Raw genomic sequence first — 11,564 nt, forward strand, 5'->3', positions numbered from 1 at the left:
AAAAATCTATATTTTATTATTATAGCATTTTATAAAGTTAATAAAAAGTACATTGCTGATGGATTTTCATCCTGCAATGTACTTTTTGTAACTTAATTAAAATTTTTCATTATTTTATATTTAATTTAACTCTTAATTTTTCTAACATATCTGTTGTCATAGACGCTAAATCATATTTTGGATTGAATCCCCATTCCTCACGAGCTGCAGAATCATCTATAGAATTTGGCCATGAATTAGCTATTGCTTGTCTAATAGGATCTACATCGTAAGTCATTTGGAATTCTGGAATGTGTTTCTTTATTTCTGCTGCTACATGTTCTGGTGCAAAGCTCATAGCTGTTATGTTAAATGCATTTCTATGCTTTAATTTTGATCCATCTGCTTCCATTAAGTTAACTATAGCATCAAGAGCATCTGGTATATACATCATGTCCATGTATGTTCCTTCTCCTATAAATGAAGCATATTTTTTATCTTGTAGAGCTTTGTAGTATATATCTACTGCATAGTCAGTAGTTCCTCCACCTGGTAATGTTTTGTATGATATTAGTCCTGGGAAACGAACTCCTCTTGTATCTACTCCAAATCTCTTAAAGTAGTAGTCACATAAAAGTTCTCCTGAAACCTTTGTTACACCATACATAGTTTGTGGTCTTTGTATTGTGTCTTGTGGTGTTTTATCTTTTGGTGTTGATGGTCCAAAAGCACCAATTGAACTTGGTGTAAAGAATGAACAATTTAACTCTCTAGCAACTTCTAGTGCATTAAATAATCCACCCATATTTATATTCCATGCAAGTACTGGTTTTGCTTCTGCTACTGCTGATAATAATGCTGCTAAGTGAATTACTGAGTCAACATTATATTTTTTTGCAATTTCACCCATAGCTTTTCCATCATTAACATCTAATATTTCAAATGGACCTGATTCTATTACTTCATTTCCTTCAAGTTTTCTTATGTCTGTAGCTACAACATTGTCATTTCCATAGGTATTTCTTAATTTCATTGTAAGTTCTGAGCCTATTTGTCCCAAGCATCCTGTAACTAATATTTTTTTCATTAGATTTCTCCCCTTACTTATTTTAATATTTAATGTAATACTTAGAATATAATATTTAATGTGAAATTTAGAATTTAAAATGTAGGTTAAAATTCCAGAGGAATTTCTTTAACTTATTCTAAAAAACCCCAAAGAAATTTTATCCTTCAATTCTTAATTTTCAATTCGCAATTATTATCTTATATCTCTAAAAGAGTTTTATCCTTTAATTCTTAATTTTTAATTCTTATTTTATAACTCCAAGTTCCTTACCAACTTTTGCGTATACTTCTAGTGCTTTGTCAAGCATTTCCTTTGTATGATCTGCTGTTGGCATGTTTCTAACTCTAGCTGTTCCAAGAGGTACTGTTGGGAATACTATTGACTTAGCATAAACTCCCTCTTCTCTTAATCTAGCACTGAATTTTTGAGCTGTTTTTTCATCTCCAATTATACATGGAGTTATTGGTGTTTCACTATTGCCTATGTTGAATCCTAATTCTTTTAAACCTTTCTTTAGGTAATCTCCATTTTTCCATACCTTATCTACTGCTTCTGAACTTTCCATTAATATGTTAATAGCTTCTATTACAGCAGCTGCAGCTCCTGGAGTTAATGAAGTTGAGAATAAGAATGGTCTTGCTCTTACTTTTAACCAATCAATTAAATCTTTACTTCCTGTTACACATCCGCCTACAACGCCTAATGCTTTTGATAAAGTTCCTATTTCTAAATCTACTTTTCCTTCAAGTCCAAAGTGACTTACTATACCTTTACCTTTTCCTAATACACCTTCACCATGAGCATCATCAACATAAGTTATTAAGTCAAATTCTTCTGCTATTTCTACTATTTCAGGAAGTTTAGCTATATCTCCGTCCATAGAGAATACACCGTCAGTTATAACCATTATCTTATTGTATAATCCACTTTCCTTAGCTTCCTTAGCTTTCTGTCTTAAATCCTCCATGTCAGAGTGATTAACTCTTATTATCTTAGCTTTAGAAAGTCTGCATCCATCTATTATAGAAGCATGGTTTAATTCATCTGATAATATAGCATCATGTTTATCCATAATAGCTTGAATTGCTCCAGCATTACAGTTAAATCCTGATTGGAATGCTATAGCAGCTTCTGCATCTTTAAGCTCTGCAATTTTTCTTTCTAATTCATCATGTATATCTAAAGTACCGTTTATTGTTCTAACTGCACCTGCTCCTACTCCATATTTGTCTACAGCTTTTTTTGCAGCATCCATCATTCTTTTGTTTGTAGCAAATCCTAAATAGTTGTTAGAAGACAAGTTTATAAGATCGTGACCGTTTATTTTTATTATTGGACCATTTGGACTTTCTAGTGATTCTATTTGGTTATACAATCCCTTACTTCTTAAATCCTCTAGTCCTTCCTTTAAGAATTTTTCTAAACACTTACTGCCCATAATGCCGTACCTCCTAAAATTTAATTTATATTTAAATAATAATTATTACCTTAACTCAACTTTCGCATATAAATTTCAAGCTCTACATCAGATGAATAAACTTTTTAATGTAGAATTTAAACTGTAAAATAAATGTTGAAATCTCTAGGTAATTTCTTAAACTTATATTGTTAAAAACGTTTTCTGCCCACTAAAAAATATATATTGTTTCTCTTTTAAAGACACATATTAAATTTTGTTTTCTTAAATTTATTTTACCAAACATTTTGCATAAATCAAATAGAAAATTTATTGAATTTCGTAATTTTTTCTATTATATCTTTTTAAAACTTTATTATAGTATATCTTTTACTATCTTTACTCTAAAATTTTTACATTTACTAAATTATTCTCTACCATTTGAATTAGCATCATTACCATTCATTATACTCCTTATTATAAAAAAGAAGTAGAGCACATATAAAACTCTACTTCTAATATTCATATATTTTTATTTAAAACTCTATATTATTTTAATCCTTCATATAGTGGATATTTTTCGCATAAAGCTGCAACTCTCTTATTTAATGGCTCTAAATCTTCTCTATTTTCTATTGCTTTAGCAATTATGTCAGCTATTTCTACCATGTCTTCTTCTTTCATTCCTCTTGTAGTAACAGCTGGTGAGCCTAATCTTATTCCACTAGTTACAAATGGACTTTCAGTTTCAAAAGGAACTGAGTTTTTGTTTGCTGTTATGTGAATTTTATCTAATAATATTTGAGCTTCTTTTCCTGTTATGTTCTTGTTTCTTAAGTCTACAAGTACTAAATGGTTATCTGTACCGCCTGAAACTAAGTTGAATCCTCTATCTACAAGAGCATCTGCTAAAGCTTTAGCATTTTTAACTACTTGTTTTTGATATTCTTTGAATTCATCTGATAAAGCTTCCTTAAAGCATACTGCTTTTGCAGCTATTATGTGCATTAATGGACCACCTTGAGTTCCTGGGAATATAGCCTTGTCTATAGCTTTAGCAAGTTCTTTTTTGCAAAGAATTATTCCTCCTCTTGGTCCTCTTAATGTTTTATGAGTAGTAGAAGTTACTATATCAGCATATTCTACTGGATTTGGATGAAGTCCAGCTGCTACAAGACCAGCTATATGAGCCATATCTACCATTAAATATGCTCCAACTTCATCTGCAATTTCTCTAAATTTAGCAAAATCGATTATTCTTGGGTAAGCACTAGCTCCTGCTACAATAACCTTTGGTTTGTGTTCTACAGCTAGTCTTCTAACTTCTTCATAATCTATTCTTTGATCATCTGGATCTACTCCATAAGATACTACATTAAAATAACTTCCTGATATATTAACTGGACTTCCATGAGTTAAGTGTCCACCATGAGATAAATTCATTCCTAATATTGTATCTCCTGGTTTGATAATAGCAAAATATGCAGCAATATTAGCGCTTGCTCCAGAGTGTGGCTGAACATTTACATGCTCTGCTCCAAATACTTTCTTAAGTCTTTCTCTTGCAAGGTCTTCTATTTCATCTACAAATTCACATCCACCGTAATATCTTTTTCCTGGATAACCTTCTGCATATTTATTTGTTAGGTGGTTTCCCATAGCTTCTATAACTGCTGGACTTGCAATATTTTCTGAAGCTATAAGTTCAATATTTCCCTTTTGTCTTTCTAATTCTTTCTCCATTAATAGTGCTAATTCGTTGTCTTGTTCATATATTAGCTTATCTATCATTATGGTTCCCTCCCCTAAAATAATATAAAAATAAATTAAATTTCTACAATTAAAATTATACTACGTTCTTAAAATTAATTCTTTGCTGAATTTTAAGAAAATTATTTGTTTTTCTACATTTTTCTTAATTATCGCAATATTTTATGCATATAACCTTATTTTTCTCAGTTTTTCATTTAGTATCTTATTTTAGCAGGTTTTATTTTCACTAAATTTTATAATATGTTTAGTATTCTTAAGACTTACATGAAAATAATTCATATTTATATTAATTTATGAAAATTATATATTAAGGTATATTTATATGTCTACAAGTAAATAATAGCATTAAATGAAAATTATACATATCTTTGGAGGCGGTGCTATTGAATAATAAAATTTCACAAATGATTAATGATGGTTATAAAATTTTGGAATTTAAAAGAAGTACAGACTTGCTAACCAATGAAGAATACGGCATTATAGAACTTAAAGCTTTAGATGGGTACATAGAAACTCTTAATATTACTGATAATCAGGCAGATGAAGTGGAAAAGGTTGTATTTAAATATCTAGAACAGGACATGAGGTAAAATTTTATATAATTTTGCATAAAACCCTATGTTCTTGTATAGCAGGATGTAAGCAAAATATTTTAAATTTACTTTTAAATTAAAATTTAGGTTATAATATAGTAGTAATATTAACGCTTTTATATGCACATTATTGTTTTAGGAATGGTGGCATGCAACCTATATTCCTAACTATTCAATATTAAATCAATGGCATAACTATTTTGGGAGATAATAAAGTTATTCCACAACTGTATATATGAGGTTACAGTAGTTAAATCCTCTACTGCGTAAAATATACAAGGTATGGTAAACCCAAGGTATTCCCCTCACCGTAATGTAAAGGGATACTGGCAAATGTTATTGGTGGTAATTCATCACATATCAATCTTGAATCCTATTAAGATTGATATAACTTTCATTGGCAATAAGGAGGATTTTTTTATGGAAATAGTACAAGCGTCCATAAGTGACTTAAAGGAAATTATGTGTTTGATTAAAAATTGTGTTAAAAAAATGAATGAGGAAGGCTCTAATCAATGGGATGAATCTTATCCTAATGAACAAGTAATTAAAGAAGATATATCCTCTGGCTATTTATTTGCAGCTAAATTTAATGATAAAATCATTGGAATAGTGGTTCTCAACCATATTGAAGCAAAAGAATATAGTGATATTAACTGGACTGATTCTCAAGGCAAAATAATGGTTATTCATAGAATGGCAGTAGATATACATTGGCAAAGAAAAGGTGTAGCTAAGGCATTAATGTGTTTTTCAGAAAACTTTGCACGAAATAATAAATTTACCTCTATTAGAACAGACACCTATATAGAAAATGAAAAAATGCAATCCATGTTTAAAAATCTAGGTTACAAAAAAGTAGGACAAGTATTTTTCAACAATGGCAAGATTAAACCATTTATATGTTTTGAAAAAGTACTTTAAAAAGAAAGACAAACTATAAAAACTCTTCTAAATAAAGCAAGAGAATTCTCAATGTATTGTAAAACTCAAATCTTGAGAATTCTCCATTGTAAAATATTTAATTTCTAATATCACAGTCTTGGTTAAGATATCTCTATTACTTCGTATCCAGCATCTTCTATTGCAATTTTTAGAATATTATCTTCTATACTTTTTTCCATTTCTACCTTTACCATCTTTAACTTTAAATCTACCTCAGCGCTTTTTATACCTTCCAACTCTTGGAGAGCTTCTTTTACATGCTTTGCACAATACATGCAGCTCATTCCTTCTACCTTTAATGTTTTTTTCATTTTATTTCCTCCAAACTCTATATTTTTTTATAACTCTCTTACCGCTATATATTCGCATAAAATAATAATTTTTAATTTTGTATTTAAAATTTAAATACATATATATCTTTATTCATCTTTTGTATTATTTGAAAAATATATGAAAACTTCAGTTATTTTACTTAATGAAGTCCCTCATCATATATATTTCCATAGCGCCTGTAGTCCATTTTACAAGCTTACCATTTTCATCAATCAAATAGGTAGTTGGTATACCTGAAACATTGTATTTTATGGCTACTTGTTGCTTTTCATCTAATAAAACAGTGAAATTTATATTATTTTTCTTTACAAAATCCTCTACTTTGCTTTTACTATCTCCAATGTTTACAGCTAATATAACTATATTGTCATCCTTAATTTCCTCTTGGAACTTTATCATGTCTGGTATCTCCCTTTTACAAGGACCGCACCAGGTAGCCCAGAAATTTAAAAACACCTTTTTACCTTTAAAATCACTTAACTTTACGGTTTTACCCTGAAGATCCTTTAAAGTAAAATCTGTGGATTTATAATAATCTGTAGTTTCTTGAACTTGTTTCTCCTCTTTGTCTTTATCTGGTGTACTTTGATTTTTTTCACTTTCACTCTTATTGCTTTGTACTATACTATTTTTATTTTTATATGAATCAGTGTAAACCTTCATTCCATAGACCGCTGCAAATATTGCTATCACCAGTATAGCAGTTAAAATATTTTTCTTTTTCATATTTATATTACAAGAAACTCAATAAGTTTCCTGTGCTTTCCCTCCCTTCAATTCTAAAAGTTCAAATAATTATTCAACATGGTTAGCTTATTAGTGAATATCATTATTCCCATTAAAATGAGAACTGCGCCGCTTATAAAACTTATCACTGGAAAATATTTATATATCCTTTTTAAATAGACGCTTAATTTTTGTATTAATAACGCTGTAAGAAAAAATGGTATGGCCATACCTAAAGAATAAAATACTAATAGAAGTACCCCTTTACTTACACTGTCTACACTTCCTGCATAAATTAATATAGAAGATAGTATTGGGCCTATACAAGGTGTCCAACCAGTTGCAAAAGCCATTCCTAATACTATGGCTCCAAAGGTTCCTTCAGCTTTTCTCATATTTAAAACTCTTCCTTCTCTGTATAGAGTTTTTATTTTTAATATTCCCATGGTATGTAATCCAAATATTATAATTAATATTCCTCCAACTTTTCTAAAAACATCCCTATTGTTTGAAAGAACTTTTCCAACGCTACTTATGGATACACCCATTAATATAAATATTATTGAGAATCCTAATATAAATCCAAGGGATTTTTTAACTATAGTTATTTTATCTTTTCCACTATTTATCTCCTCTATACTCATTCCAGTTAAATATGTTATATATGCCGGAATCAGTGGTAAAATACATGGAGATAAAAAAGAAAGTACTCCTGCTGAAAAAGCTAAAATTATATTCACATTCTCCATTTTAATATCTCCCTTCATCAATCACCCGCAATATACCACCTAGGGGTAATTATATTATATATTTTTAATTAAATATTTGCAATATATATTATAATTATATCCAATTCATAATTTGCATTATTAATTTAATCTTAAAATACTTTTTAATCTAAAATTCAATTTTTATTTAAGCAACCACTTCTACTGTTCCCCTTACCTTACCCCTTATTTCTTATCTCTTACTTCTTACCTCTTACTTCTTACCTCTTACTTCTTACCTCTCACCTCTCACTTATCTACAAATTTCAATCTCTACATTAGCTGAATAAATATTTTTAATTTAAAATACAAGCTTTAAATTAAAGTTGTGGTCACGGCGCTAATAATAAATTCTAGTATATGTTGTACTAGCTTTAAATTTTTATGGCAAATTATTATATATTGACAAAAATACTATGTTCATATATATTTTATTTGTAAACATAATTTCAAAATATAGTTTACAATATTTTTATTAATTAAAATAGAATGGAGAGATTTATATTGAAAACCAGAGATATTACTTTAACAGCTTTATTTGCAGCACTTATGGTTGTAGGAGCTTATTTGTCCATACCTACACCATTGGTTCCATTAACTTTTCAAGCATTCTTCGCATGCCTAGCTGGAGCTCTATTGGGTGCTAAATTAGGTGCTTTATCACAAATTATATATATTTTATTAGGCCTTATTGGAATTCCTGTATTTCAAGGTGGAAAAGCCGGACCTACCACAATAGTTCATCCAACTTTCGGATATATATTAGGTTTTGCAGTGGGCGCATATTTAATAGGTAAATTAATTGAAAATAGAAGGGCAACCTTTAAAAATTTATCTATAGGTATAATTTCAGGTCTTATAATTATGTATGCCTTTGGAACTATTTATTTTTACTTTATAATGAATTTCTACATGAAGAATCCTATGGGAATAATGAAAGTTATAAAAGTATGCGTGGCTCCTTTTATAATAAAAGATATTCTACTAAGTGGAGTTGCAGCTGCTATAGCAAAAAAAGTTCTTCCTGCTATAAAAAAATAGCAAAATTATAAAGCTAGAGTGAAGTCTTTAATAAATTCTTCATTCTAGCTTTATTAACTACTACCAAAACAAGTAGCAGTGTTTTCTTTTAGTTATAAACAGAGCTCTTAGCTTCAGATGGAGTTTTTACTCCAACTGAAGGTTAGAGATCCTTATCCAGGGACGTAGCTGCCGTTATCTCCCACTTTGTTAGGAGTGGGAGTATTACGGCAGCTACGTCTCTGGATAAACTGATTTAGTATATAAATCTTGAACCATACCACACAAGCAACAATAATTTTCGAGAAATTTAAAGTTAATGGTAATATTTTAGCGTATGAAATTTTCTCCAGCAAAAGTAGCTTTTGAGGATTTATAAACTAACTACAATATATTTTCATCATCTCTTTAGCTATATTTTCAAATTCTTCCCTTAATTCATAGGGCTCTAATACTTCAGCACCTGCACCAAATCCTAAAATCCATAACTTTATGCCCAAGGTACCATTTGCTACAAATTGGTATATAAAATATTCATCGGTTTCCTCTATTAATCTGCCTTCAATCATATTTTTTTCTGTAACCACATTATAAAATTCTTTATTAAATTTAACTTTTATTTTAGTCTCTTCGCCACCATACATGTACCAAGTCTTTTTTAAATAGTCATACACATTAAACTCATCACTTCTTACCCCTATTTCATCCAAAATAGTTACTTTTCCAATTCTATCTAATCTAAAATGCACAAGCTTTTCTTTATCTTCAGGCTTACCTATTATGTAATATTTACCAAATTCACAAGCAAAGCTATAGGGTATTATTTTATGATTTCTATGATTTCCCGCAGCAGATCTATATGTAAATTCTATCTTATTTTCATATGCTATAGCTCGTCTAATTTTGTTTAAATTAAACACTATAGGCTGATCGTTACAATTAGATGGCTTTTCACTATGAAGCATTTTACCTAACTTTTCTGCCTCTTCCTCAGGAAGTAAACCTAATAATCCCTTTTTTATTATATTCATCTTTGTTTCCATAAAATTTTGTGATTCTATTAATGTAGCCAATATTAAATTCACATCATCGGCAGTAATAGGTTGTGTAGCCTTTAATAATCCTAATATGCCTTCCCTTTCTATTACATATTTAGCTTCACTTTTGTCATAAATTATTTCTGCATCCCATTCTTCCTCTAATTCCCTTTTGTAATTTCCAATAGTTTTTGGTGATACCTCAAATATGTTTGAAAGTTCTTCTTTTGTAGTTATCTCTCCTGATTTAATTAGCCTAAACATTTCCAATAATTTTCTTGATTTACTATATTCAGAATACGGAAGCACATTAATCACTCCTGTCATAAAATTTTACAAAACTTAACACTTAAATAAATTATATCATAAACTGTGAAAATTGTTGCCTGAAGTATTTAGCATAATATTTTTTTACATTTATATATTATTTTCACTAATTTATGTTGTTTTTTTAAATTACTCTTGAAAATCAATATATTTTAGTATAAAATTGGAAATAGATGCTTTAGACATTATTCTTTTATTTCTATTAAAACTAATGATATACATTGCATAATTTTATGCATTGGAAATACTCGCTTGAAACTCTATAATCACTAACAGTCATTTAAAGTAATTTTCTCTATCAGGTGTAATAGAGCTTAACTAAACACTAGATGAAGTAATAATGATTTATTTTGAAAATATTTACTAACTAGGGGGGGTAGTGAAATATTATGTCGTTAGATAGTGTTTTTGGCTCTCATTCGGCTTTTTATTATTATAGCAAGGAGCATTTATTTATTAATTTATTACATTATGTTAAAAAAGGCTTGGATAATAATGAGCTTATTTACATCTTAATGAAGGAAAATAAGTTTAAAGAACTTTCTTCATTTTTTACTAATCAAAACATCTCTACAGATAACATATATTTTTTCACAGAAGAGGCATTTAGTAATCTGACCAACAAATTAGATATAAATAATATTCAAAATGGTATGCTGAAAATATTAAATTCAGCTAATATTAAAGGTTTTTCAGGTATTAGACTTATAGAAGATTGCTCACATATAATCACCCTTACTTCTAAGGAGTTTTTCCTAGAGTTAGAAAGAAAACTTACTAATTTGGTTAAAAACTCTAACATGTCCCTATTATGCACCTATGATGTATATGAATATATACAAGCCTCTAGTGATAACTACATTGTAAACAAAGAAATTATAGATAACTCTATTCATTCACACTCACATTTTTTAAGGAAATTTGAGCTTCATGGTGCATAATATACAAAGTTAAAATTTCACCAACACATAAGGGAAAATATTGGTGAAGAATTTCACTAAATATAATGTTGAAATTATACTAAATAAAATATGCCATATAATGCTTGAGCACTATATGGCATATTTTATTTACCACAACATTTTTTGTATTTTTTTCCGCTTCCACAAGGGCAAGGTTCATTTCTTCCTATCTTTTGTTTATTTACTATTGTTGTTCCCTTATTACTAGATCTTTTCTGTATTTCATAAGGAGTGTATCCTTTTAAATTCCACATATTTGTTGTATTATAAGCTATACTTATAGAATTAATAAAATAATTAGCCTCATCCATATTTTTAAAATTAATAACTTTAGTTCTGCAAAATAAAAAGTCAAATTGGTAATGCTACCAAAAAATAAATATGGCACACCGACGGTTTCCGTGATATATAAAAGTTATTACTCAATTAATCACACGGGAGGTTGTCAGTATGCCAAATAAATTTACTAACCATATTATATCCATAAATGATGAACTTTACAATTATTTAAATGATGTAAACTATGGAATGAATAAGCCACAATTTCATCATTTAACCACTATTATTGATGGATTAATAAACTTAGATGGCACAAAATCCTTATTAAAAGTTTCAGAGCATATATTAACTGCTAAAA

General features: G+C 29.0%; 12 protein-coding genes and 1 pseudogene. 5 read left to right on the top strand and 8 right to left on the bottom strand.

The window, feature by feature from the left end:
• Positions 1-109: 109 nt before the first annotated feature.
• The 3 genes from FGK85_RS05785 to FGK85_RS05795 form a co-directional block, all read right to left on the bottom strand.
• Positions 110-1,066 (bottom strand): L-threonine 3-dehydrogenase, encoded by a 957-nt coding sequence (locus FGK85_RS05785; protein WP_138204618.1) that lies wholly within the window; start codon positions 1,064-1,066, stop codon positions 110-112.
• Between the two features lie 226 nt (positions 1,067-1,292).
• Positions 1,293-2,486 (bottom strand): glycine C-acetyltransferase, encoded by a 1,194-nt coding sequence (locus tag FGK85_RS05790; RefSeq protein WP_138204620.1) that lies wholly within the window; start codon positions 2,484-2,486, stop codon positions 1,293-1,295.
• A 507-nt stretch (positions 2,487-2,993) separates the two neighbouring features.
• Positions 2,994-4,235 (bottom strand): serine hydroxymethyltransferase, encoded by a 1,242-nt coding sequence (locus FGK85_RS05795; RefSeq protein WP_138204622.1) that lies wholly within the window; start codon positions 4,233-4,235, stop codon positions 2,994-2,996.
• A gap of 365 nt (positions 4,236-4,600) precedes the next feature.
• Between FGK85_RS05795 and FGK85_RS05800 the strand changes: the two genes are divergently transcribed.
• Both FGK85_RS05800 and FGK85_RS05805 read left to right on the top strand, forming a co-directional pair.
• On the top strand, positions 4,601-4,807 hold the full coding sequence (locus FGK85_RS05800; RefSeq protein ID WP_138204624.1) for a hypothetical protein: 207 nt from the start codon (positions 4,601-4,603) through the stop codon (positions 4,805-4,807).
• Positions 4,808-5,230: 423 nt separating this feature from the next.
• Positions 5,231-5,734: a GNAT family N-acetyltransferase gene (locus FGK85_RS05805; protein WP_171011339.1), complete on the top strand. Its 504-nt coding sequence runs from the start codon at positions 5,231-5,233 to the stop codon at positions 5,732-5,734.
• A 122-nt stretch (positions 5,735-5,856) separates the two neighbouring features.
• Here FGK85_RS05805 and FGK85_RS05810 read toward each other — a convergent pair whose 3' ends face one another.
• From FGK85_RS05810 to FGK85_RS05820, 3 genes are all read right to left on the bottom strand, one after another.
• Positions 5,857-6,066: a heavy-metal-associated domain-containing protein gene (locus tag FGK85_RS05810; RefSeq protein ID WP_138204628.1), complete on the bottom strand. Its 210-nt coding sequence runs from the start codon at positions 6,064-6,066 to the stop codon at positions 5,857-5,859.
• 157 nt (positions 6,067-6,223) lie between these two features.
• Positions 6,224-6,814, bottom strand: a complete 591-nt coding sequence (locus FGK85_RS05815) for a TlpA disulfide reductase family protein (protein WP_138204630.1) — start codon at positions 6,812-6,814, stop codon at positions 6,224-6,226.
• 53 nt (positions 6,815-6,867) lie between these two features.
• The gene (locus FGK85_RS05820; RefSeq protein ID WP_138204632.1) at positions 6,868-7,563 is read right to left on the bottom strand and encodes a cytochrome c biogenesis CcdA family protein; all 696 of its coding nucleotides are present in this window, start codon (positions 7,561-7,563) and stop codon (positions 6,868-6,870) included.
• Between the two features lie 522 nt (positions 7,564-8,085).
• On the opposite strand from FGK85_RS05820, the gene FGK85_RS05825 reads away from it, so the two are divergent.
• Entirely contained in the window at positions 8,086-8,622 is a 537-nt protein-coding gene (locus FGK85_RS05825; protein ID WP_171011340.1) for a biotin transporter BioY, read from the top strand.
• Between the two features lie 359 nt (positions 8,623-8,981).
• Here the strand turns inward: FGK85_RS05825 and FGK85_RS05830 are convergent, their stop codons facing one another.
• Positions 8,982-9,947, bottom strand: a complete 966-nt coding sequence (locus tag FGK85_RS05830) for a helix-turn-helix transcriptional regulator (RefSeq protein ID WP_171011341.1) — start codon at positions 9,945-9,947, stop codon at positions 8,982-8,984.
• Positions 9,948-10,354: 407 nt separating this feature from the next.
• On the opposite strand from FGK85_RS05830, the gene FGK85_RS05835 reads away from it, so the two are divergent.
• On the top strand, positions 10,355-10,906 hold the full coding sequence (locus tag FGK85_RS05835; RefSeq protein ID WP_138204637.1) for an MEDS domain-containing protein: 552 nt from the start codon (positions 10,355-10,357) through the stop codon (positions 10,904-10,906).
• Positions 10,907-11,031: 125 nt separating this feature from the next.
• Here the strand turns inward: FGK85_RS05835 and FGK85_RS15870 are convergent.
• Positions 11,032-11,121: pseudogene (locus FGK85_RS15870) on the bottom strand (SEC-C metal-binding domain-containing protein); the annotation flags it as partial.
• 256 nt (positions 11,122-11,377) lie between these two features.
• Here FGK85_RS15870 and FGK85_RS05845 point away from each other — a divergent pair.
• Positions 11,378-11,564, top strand: a 187-nt coding sequence (locus FGK85_RS05845) for a hypothetical protein (RefSeq protein WP_138204639.1), incomplete at its 3' end; no start/stop codon positions are given.

Source organism: Haloimpatiens lingqiaonensis, from assembly GCF_901447495.1.
GTDB classification, from domain to species: domain Bacteria; phylum Bacillota; class Clostridia; order Clostridiales; family Clostridiaceae; genus Haloimpatiens; species Haloimpatiens lingqiaonensis.